This window comes from Streptomyces sp. NBC_00885 (assembly GCF_045207475.1).
GTDB lineage: Bacteria > Actinomycetota > Actinomycetes > Streptomycetales > Streptomycetaceae > Streptomyces.
Map to the genome: position 1 here is coordinate 419,547 of NZ_CP108796.1, position 18,365 is coordinate 437,911.

18 protein-coding genes are annotated in these 18,365 nt (G+C 69.9%); 1 reads left to right on the forward strand and 17 read right to left on the reverse strand.

Translation table 11 applies throughout. The features are described from left to right. Window positions 1–2: 2 nt before the first annotated feature. On the reverse strand, window positions 3–359 hold the full coding sequence (locus tag OHA61_RS02025; RefSeq protein ID WP_406301383.1) for a hypothetical protein: 357 nt from the start codon (window positions 357–359) through the stop codon (window positions 3–5). A gap of 21 nt (window positions 360–380) precedes the next feature. Here OHA61_RS02025 and OHA61_RS02030 point away from each other — a divergent pair, with 21 nt between their 5' ends. Beyond that, a complete protein-coding gene (locus OHA61_RS02030; RefSeq protein ID WP_406301384.1) occupies window positions 381–1,109 on the forward strand; it encodes an SDR family oxidoreductase in 729 nt (242 codons plus the stop codon). Window positions 1,110–1,136: 27 nt separating this feature from the next. Here the strand turns inward: OHA61_RS02030 and OHA61_RS02035 are convergent, their stop codons facing one another. The 16 genes from OHA61_RS02035 to OHA61_RS02110 form a co-directional block, all read right to left on the reverse strand. Then, window positions 1,137–1,643 carry a flavin reductase family protein gene (locus OHA61_RS02035; protein ID WP_406301385.1) on the reverse strand — a complete coding sequence of 169 codons (507 nt, stop codon included), beginning with the start codon at window positions 1,641–1,643 and terminating at the stop codon, window positions 1,137–1,139. A gap of 5 nt (window positions 1,644–1,648) precedes the next feature. Beyond that, window positions 1,649–3,217: an MFS transporter gene (locus OHA61_RS02040; RefSeq protein WP_406301386.1), complete on the reverse strand. Its 1,569-nt coding sequence runs from the start codon at window positions 3,215–3,217 to the stop codon at window positions 1,649–1,651. Next, complete coding sequence (locus tag OHA61_RS02045; protein WP_406301387.1) at window positions 3,214–4,764, reverse strand: alpha/beta hydrolase; 1,551 nt, start codon at window positions 4,762–4,764, stop codon at window positions 3,214–3,216. Before OHA61_RS02045 ends, OHA61_RS02040 begins: the two co-directional genes overlap by 4 nt. 33 nt (window positions 4,765–4,797) lie before the next feature. Next, on the reverse strand, window positions 4,798–5,598 hold the full coding sequence (locus OHA61_RS02050) for a class I SAM-dependent methyltransferase (RefSeq protein ID WP_406301388.1): 801 nt from the start codon (window positions 5,596–5,598) through the stop codon (window positions 4,798–4,800). Between the two features lie 5 nt (window positions 5,599–5,603). Then, window positions 5,604–6,506: a hypothetical protein gene (locus OHA61_RS02055; protein ID WP_406301389.1), complete on the reverse strand. Its 903-nt coding sequence runs from the start codon at window positions 6,504–6,506 to the stop codon at window positions 5,604–5,606. Window positions 6,507–6,552: 46 nt separating this feature from the next. After that, window positions 6,553–7,722 carry a hypothetical protein gene (locus OHA61_RS02060; RefSeq protein ID WP_406301390.1) on the reverse strand — a complete coding sequence of 390 codons (1,170 nt, stop codon included), beginning with the start codon at window positions 7,720–7,722 and terminating at the stop codon, window positions 6,553–6,555. Beyond that, window positions 7,722–8,801 carry an LLM class flavin-dependent oxidoreductase gene (locus tag OHA61_RS02065; protein ID WP_406301391.1) on the reverse strand — a complete coding sequence of 360 codons (1,080 nt, stop codon included), beginning with the start codon at window positions 8,799–8,801 and terminating at the stop codon, window positions 7,722–7,724. The genes OHA61_RS02060 and OHA61_RS02065 overlap by 1 nt, the downstream gene beginning before the upstream one ends. A 71-nt stretch (window positions 8,802–8,872) precedes the next feature. Beyond that, window positions 8,873–10,327, reverse strand: a complete 1,455-nt coding sequence (locus OHA61_RS02070) for an aldehyde dehydrogenase family protein (RefSeq protein WP_406301392.1) — start codon at window positions 10,325–10,327, stop codon at window positions 8,873–8,875. A gap of 6 nt (window positions 10,328–10,333) precedes the next feature. Next, window positions 10,334–11,035, reverse strand: a complete 702-nt coding sequence (locus OHA61_RS02075) for a PIG-L deacetylase family protein (RefSeq protein ID WP_389371048.1) — start codon at window positions 11,033–11,035, stop codon at window positions 10,334–10,336. Further along, window positions 11,032–11,718 (reverse strand): WbqC family protein, encoded by a 687-nt coding sequence (locus OHA61_RS02080; protein ID WP_406301393.1) that lies wholly within the window; start codon window positions 11,716–11,718, stop codon window positions 11,032–11,034. Before OHA61_RS02080 ends, OHA61_RS02075 begins: the two co-directional genes overlap by 4 nt. Then, entirely contained in the window at window positions 11,715–12,650 is a 936-nt protein-coding gene (locus OHA61_RS02085; protein ID WP_406301394.1) for a GNAT family N-acetyltransferase, read from the reverse strand. Before OHA61_RS02085 ends, OHA61_RS02080 begins: the two co-directional genes overlap by 4 nt. Continuing rightward, on the reverse strand, window positions 12,643–13,893 hold the full coding sequence (locus tag OHA61_RS02090) for a DegT/DnrJ/EryC1/StrS family aminotransferase (RefSeq protein WP_406301395.1): 1,251 nt from the start codon (window positions 13,891–13,893) through the stop codon (window positions 12,643–12,645). The genes OHA61_RS02085 and OHA61_RS02090 overlap by 8 nt, the downstream gene beginning before the upstream one ends. Before the next feature lie 2 nt (window positions 13,894–13,895). Next, entirely contained in the window at window positions 13,896–14,930 is a 1,035-nt protein-coding gene (locus OHA61_RS02095) for an NAD-dependent epimerase/dehydratase family protein (protein ID WP_406301396.1), read from the reverse strand. Next, window positions 14,927–16,126, reverse strand: a complete 1,200-nt coding sequence (locus tag OHA61_RS02100) for a DegT/DnrJ/EryC1/StrS family aminotransferase (RefSeq protein ID WP_406301397.1) — start codon at window positions 16,124–16,126, stop codon at window positions 14,927–14,929. Before OHA61_RS02100 ends, OHA61_RS02095 begins: the two co-directional genes overlap by 4 nt. Then, window positions 16,113–17,066 carry a sugar phosphate isomerase/epimerase family protein gene (locus tag OHA61_RS02105; RefSeq protein ID WP_406301398.1) on the reverse strand — a complete coding sequence of 318 codons (954 nt, stop codon included), beginning with the start codon at window positions 17,064–17,066 and terminating at the stop codon, window positions 16,113–16,115. Before OHA61_RS02105 ends, OHA61_RS02100 begins: the two co-directional genes overlap by 14 nt. Then, the gene (locus OHA61_RS02110; RefSeq protein ID WP_406301399.1) at window positions 17,063–18,313 is read right to left on the reverse strand and encodes a nucleotide sugar dehydrogenase; all 1,251 of its coding nucleotides are present in this window, start codon (window positions 18,311–18,313) and stop codon (window positions 17,063–17,065) included. The genes OHA61_RS02105 and OHA61_RS02110 overlap by 4 nt, the downstream gene beginning before the upstream one ends. Window positions 18,314–18,365 lie beyond the last annotated feature (52 nt).

The following is an 18,365-nucleotide window of genomic DNA, read 5'->3' on the forward strand; positions in this document are numbered from 1 at the left end:
CATCAGCACCGCGGCGATGAACGCCGGCACGACACCGGCACCCACGCCGACGAGCCGGGCATCCGGCCCCGCCTGCACACCGAAGGGGGGATCGCGACACTGCGCAGCGCTTCTCGCCAGGCCGCGGCCGCCCCGGTCATCGCGTGGGCGATCGGGCAAGGTGCCGCGCACGACTCGGCCGGGGTGGCCGGCGGTACCCGCCGGCGGTCCCCGTGCAGGTGAACGTGCTCGATGTGGTCGCAGCGGTCGACGGTGCCACGGCCAGGCGAGCGCACAAGCCCGGCCCGGGAGAGCGCCTGCAGCTGTTTGGCCAGATAGCTCGCCGAGACGTCGAGCTTCATATGCCATATTTCGGACACACTCCCGACGAAAGGCATGTCATGAAGTTCGCAGTCATCGGCGGTACCGGGCTGATCGGGTCTCAGGTCGTCAAGAATCTCAACGCCGCCGGGCACGAGGCGGTACCGCACGCGCAGTCCACCGGAGTCGATGTCATCAGTGGCCAGGGACTGGATGAGGCGGTGGCGGGAGCCGACGTCGTCGTCAACCTGACGAACTCCCCGACCTTCGACGAAGCCTCCCCGGCCTTCTTCCAGACCTCGATGGACAACCTTCTGGCCGCGGCCCGGAAGGGCGGCGTCGGCCACTTCGTCATCCTCTCGATCGTCGGCGCGGACCAGGTGCCGGAGCTGGACTACTACCGGGCCAAGGTGCTCCAGGAAGACGTCCTCGCGGCCGGGCCGATCCCCTACTCGATCGTCCGCGCGACGCAGTTCATGGAGTTCATGGACGCCGTCATGTCCTGGACCGCCGACGGCGACACCGTCCGGCTGCCCGCCACGCCGATCCAGCCGATCGCCTCCAAGGACGTGGCCGCCGCGGTGGCAGAAGTAGCCGCGGGCGCCCCGCTGCGGGGCATTCGCAACATCGCCGGCCCCGAGATCTTCTCCCTGGACGAGCTGGGCCGGATCACCCTGTCCCACAAGGGCGACAGCCGGACCGTCGTCACGGACCCCACCGCCGGCATGTTCGCGGTCGTCAAGGGTGACGTTCTCACCGACAAGGACGCCCACCTCGCTGCCACCCGCTACGCCGACTGGCTCTCCTGACTCGCTCGCGGCCTGGCCGGACAGGACCTAGTCGACGCTCGCCCTGGTGAGAGCGACGGAGGCGACCGGCTGCAGCTCCCCATGCAGATGGACCAGGCTGTCCCCGCCCACGCCGGCCTCCGCGTGGGCCACCGCGCCGACGACCAAGTGGTGGTCGCCGAGCCTGATCCGGTCGTAGCGGGAGCAGACCAGCCAGGACAGGCAGCCGTCGAGGAGGGGGATGCCGTGGGGTCCGGTGTGCCAGCGGGTGGGTGGGGCGAACCGGTCGGCGCCCGGGGTGGCGAAGCGCCTGGCCAGGTCCATCTGGTCGCCGGACAGGATCTGGATCCCGAACCACTGGTTGTCCTTGATCCGGCGCCAGGTGGATGAGGTGTCGGCCAGGGCGAAGGAGACCAGTGCGGGTTCCGTGCTGATCGAGGTCAGCGAGGTGATGGTCACTCCTGCGGGGCCCGCGGCATCCGCCGCGGTGAGGACCGCGATCCCCGAGGCGTACGGCCGCAGGGCCGTGCGCAGGGCCGCCCCTTCGATGGTCACGGCTGTCACTCCCCCATCTGGTGCACGTCGATACGTACCGGCCGCAGCGCGATCGCCGCAGCGGCGGCGACGATCAGCAGGATCGCCGACCCGGTGAGCACCGCGACCTGCAACCCTTCGGTGAACGCCTCGATGCTGCCCTGCCTGAGCGCGGCGCCCGCCGGGTCCGGCAGGGACTTGGCGACCTCCGTCGCCGCCTGGAGCGTGCCGCGGGTGGCTTCGCCCGCCGAGGCCGGAAGACCGGGTGGGATGACGTCCTCCACCTCGCGCCGGTAAACCGTCAGCGCGATGCTCCCGAGCATCGCGATGCCGATGGCGCCGCCGAACTCGTTGCTGGTCTCCGACAGCGCCGACGCCGACCCCGCACGTTCCGGCGGAGCGGTCGCGACCACGACGTCGGTGGCCAGCAGAACCACCATGCCCACACCGGAGGTCATGATGCTGCTGCCGACCACGATGATGGCCAGCCCGCTGTCCGCGGTCACCAGGCTCATCACCGCGAAGCCCACGGCGGCGACGGTGAGCCCGGTGCAGACGATGAACGCGGGCCGGACTCGCTTGGCCAGCAGGCCCGCCAGCGTGAGTCCGAGGAACAGCGTGGCGATCGCGGGCAGTTGCCACATCGAGGCGACGAACGGCCGCAGGCCCAGCACCGACAGCGCGTACTGCGAGCTGAGCATCATCATGCCGAGCATCGCGAACTGCACCACCGTGGTGGTGACGATGGCGGTGCCGAACGCGCGGTCACGGAACAGCTTGGTGTCGATGAGCGGGTCGCGCGAGCGGCGCTGCCGCCGGACGAACAGCGCGCCGACCGCGAGTCCGGCGAGGACGGCCACGACCGACTTCCAGTCGAGGTGGCCCTCGGCGAACCTCTTGGCTCCGTAGACGACCGGCAGCACCGCCGCCAGCGACAGTGCCGCGCTGAACAGGTCGAACCGTTCCGGGCTGGGGCTGCGGAACTCCGGCAGCAGGATCGGGCCGAGCACGATCACCAGGATCATCACCGGCACGTTGATGAGGAAGACCGAGCCCCACCAGAATCGCTCCAGCAGCAGCCCCGCCGTGATGGGGCCGAGCATCGCGCCCGCGGCGAAGCCCGCCGTCCACAGTCCGATCGCCGCGCGGCGCTGCCCCTCGTCGTGGAACATGTTGCGGATCAGCGACAGCGTCGAGGGCGCCAGCGTCGCGCCCGCGACCCCCAGCAGCGCCCGGCTCGCGATGAGCAGCCCGGGACTGCTGGAGTAGGCCGCGAGGACCGAGGCTACGCCGAAGCCCACCGCGCCGAACAGCAGCAGCCTGCGCCGCCCGATCCGGTCCCCCAGCGCTCCCATCGTGATCAGCAGGCCCGCCAGCAGGAATCCGTAGATGTCCATCACCCACAGCATCTGGGAGGTGCTGGGGGTGAGATCGGCCGCGACGAAGGGAACGGCGTAGAACAGCACGCTGATGTCCATCGCCACGAGGACGCAGCACAGCACGATCACCACCAGGCCGAGCCACTCCTCATACGTGGCCTTGACCGGACTGGCCTTCGTATCCTGCGCGGACGGAGCGCCGGCGGTCCCGCTCACCGTAGTCCGCCGCTGGTGACGGCCTTGGCGACTGCGGCGGACCGCGAGGCCGCGCAGGTCGCGCCCGCCGGCGGCGTCCTTCCGGTCACCAGATACTGGGCCTCGTGGCCGCGCGCGCAGGCGGAGTTGAGGATGCCGGTGTGGCCGTCGCCCTCGACGGTGAGCAGCCGGCTGCCGTCGATCTTCGCCGCGAGCCGCTGGGCCCACCGGTAGGGAGTCGCCGCGTCGTAGCGGGTGTTGACCAGCAGAACGGGCGGCGCGCCGTGGACCGCCAGCGGGGCGGGCCGGTTGGCAGCAGGCACCGACCAGCCCACACAGCCGCTGGTCCAGTCCCAGAACTCCGAGTAGCGCCAGGTGTGCGGGGCCACCGACCGCACGCGGGCGGACTGCACCGCCATGTCGACGAATCCGCGGGTGTCCGGCGCGAAGTCGTGGCAGCCCACGGTCCGGTACGCCTTGTACTCCGGCTGCAGGAACGAGGCGGGGGTGATCAGGCCCGTGGCGTCGGCGTCCCCGGCCAGGCCCGCGGCGGCCGCGAGCGCGCCGGCCAGGAGCGGCCACGCGGAGGGCTGGGTCAGGTAGGTGTACGCGCCGTTGGCGAGTTCCTCGGCGTTGGCCTTGCGCCCGAGGTTCGACGCGGGGATGCCCGAGGTCCGCGCCGCGGTCATGACGCCGTCGTACGTGGCGATCACATCGGCACCGTGCAGGGCGCACTGTTCGTCGGTGCGGCACCAGTCGGCGAAGCGTCGCAGTGCCTTCTCCGTGGCCCGGGCCTCGTCGATCGCGGCCGTGCGGGTCGGCAGACTGTGGTCGACGACACCGTCGAGCACCATCGTCCGCACCCGGTCCGGGTGGCGCTGGGCGTAGAGCGAGCCGATCTCGGTGCCGTAGGACAGGCCGAGCCACGAGATCTTCTGCGCGCCGAGTGCCTTGCGCAGGGCTTCGACGTCGGAGACGACACTGGCGGTGTCGACGTGGTCGATCAGCGGACCTGTCGCCTCGCGGCAGGCCTGCCCGGCCGTCCTGTTGAACCGCTTGAGCTGCTCATAGGCGGCCGGGGTGCGCGGGAACGTACTGACCGCGGGGTCGTGCAGCGGCTTCGGGCAGGCGATCGGCGTGCTCTGGCCGACACCGCGCGGGTCGAACCCGATCAGGTCGAACCGCTGGCGCAGCGGCGCGAATTCGGGCGCGATGGCGAGCAGGTCGCTGTAGGCCACGGCCCCCATGCCGGAGCCGCCGGGGCCGCCCGGGTTGAACAGCAGCGGGCCGATCCGGTTCTCCTTGTCCAGTGCGGGCAGCTTCGACAGGGCCAGGGTGATCTTCTTCCCGCCCGGCTTCGTCCAGTCCAGCGGCACCTCCATCTGCGCACACTGGGCCCCGGGCACCGAGCCCTCACCGCAGTCGGCCCAGGCGATCTCCGCCGCGGATTCGACACTCGCCTCGTGGGCATCGGCCAGAGTGGGCATGACCACCGCGAGGGCCAGAGTGCTGCCCGCGGCGATCAGCCCCAGGACGCGGCGGGAGGCCCGCGCACGATGTTCCGACATGTCACATTCCTTAAGGGTGTTGGTTCGGGCCCGTCAGGGTGTCCTTGAGACCACCGCGATGAGGGAGCTGCCGGCGGGCGCGGGCAGCCGGCGGGTGAGCCAGTGATCGATGCGGCTCAGTTGGTACATCAGCCGGTTGACCGGCCGCGCGGGCGCCTTCACGAAGTGGCTGTGCTCCGAGGCGTCCGCCTTGAAGAGCAGTCGGCGCAGGAACAGCGGCAGCACCGTCCACGCGTAGTAGTAACGCACCTCCAGCACCCTCAGCCCCGCGCCCTCCAGCGCCGCACGCAGGGACTTGCGGGTGTAGCGCCGGAAGTGGCCGCTGAGTTCGTCGAACTCGCTCCACAGCGCCATGAGCGCGGGGACCGTGATCACGCCCCGGCCGTCGGGGCCGAGCAGGGATGCCACCCGGCGCAGCGCCGCGCCCTGGTCGTCGATGTGTTCGAGCACATCGAGCATCAGCACCAGGTCGTGGTCGGCGCCGCGCGGCCGTCCCTGCACGAAGTCCGCGACCTCGATGCGGTCGCGCACCGGCGAATCGGGCGCCACGAGCACCCGGTCCGGCTCGATCCCCTCGACATCTGCGAAGGGTTCGAGCCGGCGCCAGATGAACCCGTCGCCGCAGCCGATGTCGAGGACCTTCGCCCGGCGGCCTGCCCACCGGCCGTGCTTGCCGACGTAGTGCAGCACCTGGTGCTCGCGGGCCCGCCACCACCAGTGCGTGCGGTAGATCTCGCCGTAGACGCCGCTGTACGTGGCGTCCATGAGCGTCGAGTCCGCTGTCGGGTCGGCCGCCGTCTCGCCCTGGCCGTGAGTTGCCGGTTCCACGCTCATCGCACCTACTCCGTGGGTTCTGCCCGGCCGCCCGCGCGGGTGGCCACATGGTGGCGTTCGAGCTCGCGCTCCGAGCCGCGCAGCGCGACGATCTCCTCGAAGCTCGGCATGACCGGCTCGTCGTCACCGCCGATCAGGCTGCGGGTCACGTCCATCAGCAGTTGCTTGAGCGCGACCGGGTTGCGCAGCAGCGCGTGCCCGGACACCGCGACCTCGATCACATTGCTCTGGTCGAGGTCGGCGGCCCCGAAGGCCGTGCGTACGTCGGCGATGTCCACCCAGTCGTCGTCGGCGGCGACGAAGTTGCGCACCGGGATGTTGAGCTGGGACAGCGCGTCGATCGTGGCCGAAAGCTCCCACCAGTTGACCTCGCGGGTCTCACTGACGATCGGGCGCGGGTCCACCGAGTGCTTGTCGATGTGCACCCGCTCGGGCAGAGCGTCCAGCTCCCAGTCCAGGTAGTCGACGTCGAGCACCTTGAGCAGGGTCTTGCGGCCGCTGACCACGCCCAGCATCAGGGCGATGTTGTCCGCGCACTTGTTGGCGGCCGCGAACTGCAGCACCGGCAGGGCGGAGAGGCTGGTGGCGACCATCGAGACGGTCTCCACCCCCTCGCGCTTGCGGACGTTGTCGACCACCGCCGTCAGGGCCTGCATCAGCTCGGTGACGGAGTAGTCGACGATCTCGCCGTCGCTGATTCCGACATGGTCGAGCGCGTCGAACCGGTACACCGTGGCGCCGTTGTAGACCAGCATCAGCGCGAGCACCCCGGAGCTGCGCATCCGCTGGCCGAATCCCGGCGCCATGACGACGATCGGCCCGGTGCCGGCGTTGTCCGACGGGCTGTCTCGCCATACCGCCACGGTCCGGCCGTTGTTCGTTGTCACGTCGAAACACTCTGTCGACATGGCTCCCCCTCCTGTGTGTTCCGTTGCTTGTCTGTCCTGATGCTCGTCAGTCGGTCCGCACCGTCTCGGCGAGGCGCAGGGCGCAGCCGTGGTGGCTGGACGTGCGCATCCTGCGGTCGATGTGAACCGTGGTGCCGGCCCGCCCGCACGGGCAGTTGTCGGTCTCGGCGGACCCGAAGTCCTCCGCCAGCAGGAAGCACGGGTAGCTGCGCGCCGTCGGGTCCAGGTACGACATCAGGCCGACCTGCCCAGCCGGGACCGGGGACAGGTCGCGCGGGTCGCGCACGATCACCTCCACCCACGGCGGCACATGCTTGCGGTGGTGCTCGCACTCGATGAACGCCGTGTTCAGCTCGACCTGGTTGAACACGTCGCGCACCTGCTGCGCGGATGCCAGGCCGAAGGTGTCCATGGCCAGTGACCGCAGCCGGTCCGGGTCGAGTTTGGTGGACTCGTTCTTCTTCCAGCCACCGCCCGTGATCACCGCCATCCGGTCGCCCGCCGACAGCTTGATGCTGTTGTCCGACATGTGGCGCAGAAGTTCCGCCATGAACACCGGCGGACCTGCCACACACACGAACTTGCCGTCGGCCAGGGCGCCTTCCAGGTCCCGCACGACATCCCTCAGGCGCAGCACACCGTCGGCGACATAGGAGCGTGTGGCGGCGAACATCTCGACCAGCGTCATGATGTAGCTGATCCATACGCCGTCCGCCTCCCGCCGGTTGGGGCCGAGGTGGACCATCTGGCCGTCGTCGTCGAGATCGACGTCGCCGTAGAGGGTGCGCCAGATGTCGCCCTCGGGGCGCAGCGAGCCGGCCAGCCGCTCCAGCGAGGGTTCGTCTCGCCAGACCATGCTCTGAGTGCCGCTGGTACCGCTGGACTTGAACACGTCGCAGTCCGCCGCGGGAACGCTGCGGACCTCTACGCGCTTGAACATCCGGGTCGGGAACTGAGGCACCCGCACCAGGCTCCCGGGGGCGCCGAGGTCGGCGAGCGTGAACCCGCTCGACTCGGCGAAGGTCCGGAAGTCCGCGTTGTGCTCCAGATGGTGCGCCACCGCCGCCGTGATGAACCGGTGCCGCAGCGCCGCCTGGTCGGCGCTCGGCATCGCCCACCAGTCGTCGTCCTCGAAGATCAGCCGGTCGAGTTCGGCGAACTCGGTACCGGTGAGGGCGATGGACGAGCGCGGCCCGGCATCGATGTGCGTCGTCATCACGAGACCGCGCTCGGCTTCCAGCCGATACGGGGCAGGACTTCCTCGGCGAACATGTGCATGTTCTCCAGGATCCGGTCGCGGTTGAGGGTGGCCTCGACCCCGAGCTGGAAGTTGCTCACCCCGGTGACCTCCATGGTCTTGCCGATGCGGTCGACGCACTCCTCCACGCTGCCGACGATGCTGTTCTCCAGCATGTAGTTGGTGAAGTCGGCGTTGGTACGGTCACCGCGCAGCGCGGCTGCCTGCCATTCGCCGTACTGGAAGCGGTAGTTCGGCAGCTTCTGCAGCTGCTCCATGGTGAAGGCGGCGTCGTCGTGCTCCTGCTCCCACCAGCACATGTGCTTCCAGATCTCGTCGTGCGCCTTCTGGGTGGTCTCGGCGACATGGGCGACGGTGCACAGGGCGTGCGGCACGGTGGTCGGGTCGATGCCGTGGCTCTCGGCGGTCTCGTTGTAGAGGTCGATGATCGAGCGCATCGCCTCGTAGGCGCCGATGGCCGGCATGATCAGCGGAATGCCGCGCGAGGCAGCCCACTCGATCGTCGACGGCGACTGACCCACGCCGTACATCGGCGGGTTCGGCTTGGTGAACTGGGTGGGGAACGGCGTCACGTCGGGCAGCTTTATCTCCTCGCCGTCCCACTTGGCGCTGCCGGTCTCCCAGATGCTGCGGATGACGTCGACGTACTCGGTCTGCAGGATGTGCGACTTGGCCGGGTCGACGCCGAAGGCCTCGAAGTCCTTCGGGAAGTACCCGCGGCCCACACCCAGGATGAACCGGCCGTGGCTGAGCTGGTCGAGCATGTTGGTCTGCTCGGCGATACGGATCGGGTGGTCCAGCGGCAGGATGACCACCGCGGTGCCGACCTTGATCTGCTTGGTCTTGCCCAGCACATAGCCCGCCATGGTGAGCGTGTTCGGGCACAGGCCGTAGCGGGTGAAGTGGTGCTCCAGCAGCCACGCCGACTGGTAGCCGATCGTGTCGGCCTCGACGGCGAAGTCCATCGAGTAGTCGAAGACCTCGGTCTCCGACCAGTGGTCGGGGTGGGCCGTCGTCAGCATCACGCCTACGTCCATCAGTTTTCTCCTCTGTGTTGTGCGGCTGGGGTCATTCGGTCGGGAAACTTCTGGCGTTGGCCGTTGGGCCGTCACATGAGCAGGTCGCGCAGGCGGCGGTGCTCCAGGAACTCGGACTGGTCGATCGGCACGACCATTCCCTTGCCGTAGTTGAGCCGCGGGGCCTCCACCGAGACCATCCGGGTCATCATCTGCAGCGGCTGGAGGCCGTCGTGGGAGCCGCCGAGCCGGAAGAACGGCGAGAGGCCGGCCTCGACGAACCGGCACGCGCCGCGCCGGGCCAGCTCGTGCCGCAGCTGTTCGTGTAGCGACCACGGCGCCAGGCCGATGGTCTGCACCGTCGGGTCGACCCACTGCGCCACCTCGGCCAGGTCGGCGACCTGATGCACGAACACCGTGCGGGCGCTGGGCAGTTCGCTGACCGTGGCCGGATCGGTGATCAGGATCGACCCCCAGGAGCCGGTACGGACCCGCTGCCCGAGGTACTGCTGGGCGGCGACCTCCATCGACGCCTGCGCGGCCTCGTCGGCGGTGACCGATGTGCGCGGCAGCATCTCCTCGTAGCGCACCAGCTCGGCCTGCAGCCGGTCGGCGAACTCCTCGGGGTCGGCGTCGGTGAACACCTGGTGGGTGGAGAAGCAGGCGCGCTGCTCGTACATCGACGCGTCGTGCGCGATGCCGCGCGTCGCCCGCGCCATGTCGGCGTCCTTGCCGACGACGGTGAAGCTGCGCCGGGGGCCGTAGGGGACCACGATCGCCTCGGACGAGCAGTTCCGGTATGCGGCGTGCACCGCCTCGGCACCGCCCCAGGCGCAGATCACGTCGGCACTGCCGAGGATCTCCTTGCCCAGGTCGCTGTCACGCTCCCAGAACACCGCGCTCACCGACCTGGACACCGGGTGGTCGGGATCGATGTCGGTGAAGCTCTGCGCGAGCACGACCGCGGTGGCGGGCTCGCCCGCGGCGTACTTGAGCACCGAGGTGTTCTTGGTCAGCAGCGCGCGGACCAGCGAAACCGTGGTCGAGTACGGGACGTTGCCCGGCAGGATGTGCACGCTGCGGCCACGCGGATACGCGCGCACCTCGGCGTCCTCCCGCGGGATCCAGCGGTCCATGATCTGCCGGTGGCCCAGCTCGACGGCCACCATGTCGTGAAGCTGCGCGTGCGCGCGCAGCGTCGCCGAGATCAGGTCGGCCTCGGCGTCGGCCATCTGCTGGGAGTAGCCGTGCATCCGCTTCAGCTCACGGACGTAGAGCCTGCGGCGCGCGTACTCCTCGTTGTTCCACAGGTGCCCGATCCGGTTGAGATAGGCGACGATCTCCTGCAGCGGGGTCTCGGCGAGGTCGGTCGGCGGGTTGTGCAGCCGATCGACGAGCGCCCGGGTCAGCCGCGGGACCGCAACCTTGGCGCCGTTGGGGAACTCCAGTACGCGGGGGTCGCCGTCGGGCTCGACGCGCTCCCCCCACACCATGAACGGATGGGTCTTCACCTTTGTCGGCGCCGGCAGCACCACGTGACCGGTCACGAGCGGTCACACCTCCTTCGACTGGCTGATGTGTGTGTCCCAGGTCCCGCGCAGCACGCTGAACGCCTCCGCCGCGGCGGTGTTCGCGTGCGCGCCGAACAGTTCGGCCTGCAGGCCGATGGCCTTGAGTGAGCGCGGGTGCGGGAAGTCCCGCAGTTCCGACGCGTAGCAGCGCATCGCGTCGAGCTTGTACGCCAGCGTGTCGGTGATGTCGCTGTACACGGCCGGCACGAACGGTTCGCGGCCCGCGTAGCCCGCGTCGGTGGCCGACAGGGTGGAGAAGCCGAGCAGCCAGCGCACCGGGCTCGCGTGCGGCCGGCACGCGATCATGCAGGCGCGGGCGGTCAGTTCGTGGTCGATGTTGAGGTCGCCGCTGTGGTGGGTGTAGACGGTGTGCGGGGCGAGCCGTTCGACGACGGCGCCGACCTGCTGGGCGAGAGTGAGCAGCGGGTAGGTGTCGAGCTGGTTGTCGGCGAGGTCGAGCCGGTGCACCGCGGTACTCCCCAGCACCGCGCAGGACGCTTCCGTCTCGTGTGCCGACAGGGCCGCGCTGGCCTCGGGATCGGGGTCGTCCGCCCGTGACGTCTTGCCCTCGGCGAGGATCAGTACGTGTACCTCGTCGCCTGCCTTGGCGTGCTTGGCCAGCGTGCCGCCCGGGCCGATCACCTCGTCGTCGGGATGCGCGACGACGGCGAGCACCGTGCTCATGATGGGGTCCCCCTGACGATGTCGGCGCTCTCCGGCCCGCAGTGCATCAACAGGTCAAGCACCGACAGGTGCGACTGGAAGCCGTCGCGCGCCTGCGGGTACACCGGGTGCGCGTAGTGGAAGTACTCGATGCGGATGCCGTCCACGCCCGTGGTGTCCAGGTAGTTGGTCGCCTGCGGCCCCGCGATGAACGCGTCGGCGCCGTACGTCTCGCACAGCAGCGGGATGATCGTCTGGCGGTCGAACTCGGGCAGCTCCAGCTTCGAGATCCGGTGCACCGGGCAGTCGATCTTGAGCTGTTCGAGGCAGTAGTCGATGAACGGCAGACACACCTCGTTGAGCGTGCTGAACTCGGTGGCGTAGTAGGTCTCCAGGAACTCGGCGTGCAGCCTGAAGTGGGGCGCCCGGCGGTAGGCCATCTGAATGGCCTTCCAGTGCCTGCGCCGCCAGCCGTCGTCGACCAGCCGCACTTCGTCGATCGGCCGCTCGGCCCGCAGGTCCTCGTGCGACAGCGGAATGGTCAGCAGCTGTTCGCCGCCCGGGCCGCCGATCTTGTTGCGGTTGAGCATGTTCCGCCGGCCGATCCGGCTGCGGTCGTGCAGCACGAACAGGTCCGAGGCAGCGATTTTGGCGAAGTAGCCAAGCCACGGCAGGTACGCGGGCTGGTGCGCGCTGATGATCACCGCGCCTCCCCGTACTGCCAGTGGACGACACGGGTGGCGGCGGCGAACGCGCCCCAGCCCGCCTTGAACTTCTCCTGCCCGTCGCCCACCGCCGCGCCGAGGTCGACCGTGCCGATGCCGCGGTCGGCCAGCGTCGTGAGGGCGGACCAGAAGGCCAGATGCCCCGCGTTGGCCTTTCGCCCGCGCTCGCAGGTCAGTTGCATGAGGTGGTACGCGCCCGCCGTGCCCACGGCGAACACCGACGCGGCAAGGACCGTGTCGCCGTCGGCGACGACGGTGGTGACCGCCTGGTCGCCGTCGAGGAGGAACGCGATGTCCGATCCGCTGTAGGCGGATGCGACGCCGTTGCGTCCAAGGGTCTGACGGTGCAGCCGCAGCAGGTCGACCCGGTGCGCGGGCAGCGCGGCCGACGCGACCAGGCCGAGCGTGCCCGCCCGCCGGACGGCGGTGCGGGAGCTGCCCTTGGCCGCCTTCCACACCGCGTCCGCGCCCTCGGTGAGGTCGAGGAGGTGGGTGTTCCTGCCGGGCCGGGTGGGCCAGTGCCCCAACTGCCGTTCCAGGCCGGCTGAAGCGTCGGCCGGAGGGATCAGTGTGGACAGTTCCGCGAGACCGTGGTCCCGGCACACGACCTCGGCAAGGTCGGCGAAGCCCGGCAGTTCGCCCCGCCAGTCGGCGGACACGGCCACCGATCCGTAGCCGTAACAGCCGATCTGCGCCCGCCGGCCGGACACGCACAGCGGCAACAGCACCTCGCCCGCGTGCCCCCACCGCACCGCCGTCGGCACGAACCGCAGGTCCGGCGAGTCCGCAAGGCCGAGGGTGAGCCAGCACCGCCGCGCGAAGGGCAGTTCGGCGCGTGCGGCTTCCAGCCGCGCGTCCCATGCGGACTCCGACAGCGCCGAAGCGGAGTTCTTCTCACGGAGATCAGTCACGACCTGCCTCCTGCTCCCGCACCGAACGGTCGGCAGCGACCATCGCCTCCGCCAGGAGCCGTGCCGTGAGCCGCGGCTGCGGCTGCTTGGCCACGGTCAGCACCCGCGGCCACAGCGCATCCGCTCCCGGCATGGGTCCCGCCGCGAAGGCGGCGTACGGGGCCAGCCTGTGCAGCGGGTAGTAGTTCCAGGTGCTCGGAACGCCGCGTTCGGCAAGCGCCCATGCGAAGAGAAACCGCTGCCCGGGCCGCCGGAACACGAGCTCGATACCCGGCCCGAAGTCGGGGTCGGCGGCCACCGGCTGACAGGTCGTCAACTCGGCGGCGACCGCGGAGCGGACCCGCTCATGGGTGAGCGCGGCCTCGTCCGCGACGGAGGAAGCGGTCCGCAGCAGGGCGGCCACCGACGCGACCTCCCAGCGGGACGGCTCGCCCTGGGTGACCTGACCCGCCTCGGTCGGCAGATGGTCGGCCTTGGTGTACGACCAGCCGGGCGTGCGCGACTGTCCGCGCTGGACAGCGGCCCGTACGACACCCGGAGCGTGCGCCACGATCCGCTCCACCACAGCCCGCCGCAGGGGAGCCGAATCACCGCCGCGCCGCAGCCCGCCGGCGCCGACGAGGGGCGCCGAGGTGTGCTGCGCCGAGGTGAGCAAGGCGCCGCCGCCGAGTCCGCCGAGCTGCTTGCCCTCGCCGAAGCTGAGCACGATGGGGCAGGCCGCGTCCCGGAACCGGCGCAGCACCCTGGGCGCGACGCTCGCCTGTGCCAGGTCGAGCACCACCCTGCCCCCAGTCTCTTCGATCCGCTCGGCGTGTGCCCGCCACTCGTCCAGGCCGAGTGCGTTGGTCAGCACGACCGCGCGACCGTCGAGGTCCACCGAGGTGAACGCCGGACCTTCTACGTGGTCGAGGTCGACCAGCACCGGTCGCGCACCCGCCGCGAGCACGGCGTCCGCCACGGCGGGGCAGTTGAACGTGGACATCACGACCTCGGCGGCACCGGTCTGCCGCACCGCGAGTTCGAGCGCGGCGCGCCCGCTCGCGGTGAGGACACACCGGTTCCGTCCCGCATGCTCGCGCAGCCGGGCGGCGAGGCCCGTCCGCGCGTGCCACGGCCGGGCCGCCGCGCACGCTGTCGCGGCGAAGCGGCCCGCCGTCATACGGGACGGGTGGAGGTAGCCGACCGGACGACGCGGCACAGGCGCGTACCACAGGTCGGACATCTCTGCCTGGTCATGGATCACGGCTACCGGACACCCACTCCGTCGGCAGCCCACTGCGGCCAGTCGGTCCGCTCGAGGCGCAGCGGCAGTTCACCGGAGCCGCCGCGGACCCACTCGATCGTCTCCCGCAGTCCCGCCTCCAGGTCGCGCACCGGCTCGTAGCCCAGCAGCTTGCGGGCCTTGGTCAGGTCGGGCTTGCGCGACTGGATGTCGGGGCCGGTGTGCGGGATCTGCTGGATCCGGGCCTTGGTTCCGCTCAGATCGCTGGTCAGCCTGGCCAGTTCGGCCACCGTCAGATCGTTGGTGTCGTCACCGATGTTGAAGGCCTCACCGATGGCCTCGGGCGCGTGCAGGCAGCGGATCAGGCCGGCGGCGAAGTCCTCGGCGTGGCACCAGGCCCGCGACTGCGAGCCGTCGCCGTGCACGGTGATCGGCTGTCCGGCCACCGCCTGCGCGGCCAGGATTCCGACCGCGTACGCGCCGGTCCTGAGCGGGCCGTAGACATTGAACGGCCGCACGATCGCGAACGGCAGCTTGTCCTCGGTGCCGTAGGCCGCGGTCATCGACTCCGCGGTGACCTTGCTGACCGCGTAGCCCCAGCGCGGGTCGCCGGTCCGCACCGACAGCCACTCGCTCTCCTCGGCGCCCTTGGCGTCGCTGCCGTACACCTCGCTGGTGCTCAGCAGCAGGAAGCGGCGCAGCCCCGGCATGCGTGCGGCGTAGTCCAGGGCGACCGCGGTGCCGTCGATGTTGACCCGAAGGGTTTCCCGGGGCGCGCTGCGCACCTTGTTCACCCCGAGCAGTGCCGCGGCGTGTACGACGTATTCGACCTCGCCGAACCGGTCGAGCGACCCGCGCTCGGTGATGTCGGCCCTGCCGGTCTCCACCGCGGGGTCGTCCAGCAGACCGGACAGCCAGATCGGCGTGCCCTCCGGCTCCCGGTTGTCGACGAGGACCACCCGGTGGCCCGACCGGATCAGACCGGCGGCGACCCAGGTCGCCAGGAAGCCGAATCCTCCGGTGATCAAAGTGCGCGGCCCAGTGTGCTGTTCGCTCATGACCTTCCCAATGCTCGAGTCGATCGGTGCACGATCTCGGTGACGACGCCGATGACTCGGTCGCAGTCGCCGTCGGTCATCCCGCGCCACAGCGGCAGCGAGACCAGTCCGGGAAAGGCGGCGTCCATGGCGGTGAACGACGTCCTCAGCCGGGGCGCGATGCCGGCGAAGGCCGGCAGCCGGTGCAGGGGCGTGTAGTGCACCTGGCAGCGGATCCCCCGGGAGAAGAAGGTGCACAGCAGGTCCTTCTTCGACATGCCGAGGCCCTCGACGTCGAACACGACGGGGAACAAGTGGTGTGCGGACCCGGCGTGTTGCCGTCGTGGTACGGCGCGTACGAACGGCAGTGCGTGCAGCCTCTCCTGGTAGCACGCCACCAGCCGGGCCCGCTCCAGCCGGGACTCCTCGGCTCTTCCTGCCTGCACCGCTCCGACGGCCGCGTTGAACTCCGACAGGCGCAGGTTCATTCCGGGCACCGTGATCGAGTACGGCCATGGACCGTGGTCGTCGGTGTGCGCGTCGACGGGCGACATGTTGTGGTTGCGCACCAGGCGCAGCTCGTCGAGAAGGTCCGGGTCCGCCGTGCTCACCGCGCCGCCCTCGCCCGCGGCGATCGGCTTGGTCGGGTGGAAGCTGAAGTACGCGGCGACCGAGGTCGGCCACGATCCCACCGGCAGTACGCCGTCGTAGGAACCGCCGACCGCGTGGCAGGCGTCCTCGACCAGGTCGGCGCCGTAGCGCTCGCACTGCGCGGACAGTGCGGCCATGTCGGCGCTGTGGCCCGCGTAGTGCACCGGCAGCACCACGATCTTGGCGTAGTCGCCGTGTACGCGCTCCAGCAGGTCACCGAGGCTTGCCGGGCAGAGCGTGAGGTCGTCGGCGGCCACATCGCACAGGGCGATGTCCCAGCCGAGCAGCTTGGCCGACGCCGCGCCCGCGGCGAAGTTCAGTGTCGGCGACACCAGCAGCTTCGGCCCGGACACCGAGCGTCCCAGCGTGTGCAGCAGGGCGAAGATCGCGCTGGTCCCGCTGGCCATGGTGACCGTGGGCGCGCCGGTGATCCGCTTCAGTTCCTCCTCGAACCGCACGACCTGGCTGCCGTTGGTCCAGAACCCGGACTCCAGCGCCGCCATGAGGGCGACGGCTTCCTCGGCGTCCCAGTGGGGACGGGCGTACGGAAGATCAGGCTCGGTCATCGCCCCTCCTCGTACAGTCGACGCGCGCGGCCAGTTCGGGGACGGATGCCAGCCATTCGTAGGTCGCCCAGCAGTTCTTGCGGTCCTCGTAGTCGTCCTCCTGCACCTCGAAGACGACTCCGACCTCGCCGCCCTGGGCGGCTGCCGCGTCGAGCGCGGCCGCGAGCATGCCCGCGAGCAGCTGGGGCGCGATGTCGCCGTGCTGCGGCGGTACGCCTTCGAGGCACTGGTCCGGCCAGGTCGGCATGGCGTGCCCGGAGAAGGACGCGAAGTGCAGATGCTTGACCGGCAGGGCCGGCAGCTCGAACGGCCCTACCGGCTCGGCGCGTTGTTCCAGCCGCGCCATCGCGCTCAGCGTCGAGTACGACACGGCCCAGTGGCAGACGTCCCAGGTGACCCCGACCCGCTGCGAGCCGAGCTCGGCGAGCGGCGCGAAGTCCGCCGGCCGCACGAAGACCGAGTCGAAGTCGATGCCCTGTGCGCCGATGACGGGCATGTTCTCGATGCCGATCCAGATCGGCGAGTCGCCCAGATACGCATCGAGCTCGGCGACCTTCTCCACCACCCGCGCCCGCGTTCCCGGCAGATCGAACGTGGGCCAGTCGGCCAGCGACACGAACTGGTTCGCGTGCAGTACGACGCCCAGGGCACCCACCTCGGCGGCCAGGTCGCAGAACCGGCGCAGCCGGTCGTATACGCCCGGGTCGGCGACCCAGTTGGCGTTCTCGGTCGGGAAGTGCATCGTCAGCCGCCGCGCGCCGACATCGAAGGCGTGGCGCAGGTTCTTCTCCAGCAGCCGCCACTGGTCCTCGCATGCGATGTCGCCGCCGTCGAAGACGTACGCCTCGAGGCCGCCGAGTTCGCGGGCCCAGCGCGTCTCGATCTGGCTGCGGCGCAGGCCGTCGAACGTCAGCCGCAGGGTCGCCGGTGCGCCGCTCACAGCTGCTCGACCTCCGCGGCGTTGAGCATGCCCCGGCAGTCGAAGATCAGGTTCGACGAGGCGAGCACCGTCTCGTAGTCGATCTCCTCATGGTCGGTCACGAGCACCACGGCGTCGGCGTCGCGGCACTCGGCAGCGGTCAACTCCACGGCCTTGAACGTGTCGGAGCCCATGTCGATGCCCAGCCACGGGTCGGTGACCTTGACCGTGGTGCCCATGCTGACCAGTTCGGCGCCGATGGCGAACGCGGGCGAGTTGCGCGAGTCCGACACCCCTGACTTGAACGCGACGCCGAGAATGAGCACGGTCGCGCCCTGCAGGCTCTTGCCCTGCAGCTGCAGCGACGCGGCCAGCCGCTGCATCACATGCCGCGGCATCGACTCGTTGATCTCGGCTGCCGCGTTGAGCAGATCGCTCTTGTGCCCCGCCGAACTCAGCGCGTGGTTGAGGTAGTGCACGTTGTTGGGCAGGCAGTGCCCGCCGACGCCTGGCCCGTGGTGGAACGGCATGAACCCGAACGGCTTGGTGGACGCGGCGGAGATCACCTCGCGCAGGCTGATGTTCATCTCCGACGTCGCCTTGCTCAGCTCGTTGACGAAGGCGATGTTCAGATAACGGAAGGTGTTCTCAAGCAACTTGGTGAACTCGGCCACCTCGCAGCTGGAGACCGGTACGACCTCCTTGAAGACCGACCCGTAGAAGGTGCGGATCGCTTCGAGGGCCTGGTCGTCGAGGCCGGAGACCAGCTTGGGCACATCAACGAGCACCGCGTCGCGGCCGGGGTCGACCCGGTCCGGGCTGTAGGCGAAGAACACGTCCACACCCGACTTCAGGCCGGAGAGCTGCTCGAAGAGCGGCGCGACGTGCTGGCGTATCGCGCCGGGGTAGACCGTCGACTCGACCACGATCAGCGCACCCGGCCCGGCGACCGCGGCGACCTGCGCCAACGCCCGGTCGACGTAGGTGAGATCAGGCCGCTTGTCCTCGGTCAGCGGAGTGGGCGTGGAGATCAGATAGACATCGACCTCCGGCACCTCGGCCAGGTTCGCCACCGGCACATAGCGCTCGTTCTCGGTCTCCCTGCGCAGTTCCTCGTCGGTGACGTCGACGATGTACGACCGGCACGCCCGCAGTGATTCGAACCGGACCGGATCGATCTCGACCGCGTACAAGGTGTGGCCGGAGGACGCTATGGCGATGGAAAGCGGCAAACCCACGTATCCCTGCCCGATAGCCGCGACTCGCACGTTCCCCTCCTTTCGTCGTAATCCGTTGTGGCAGCATTCGGCTCAGGACGTG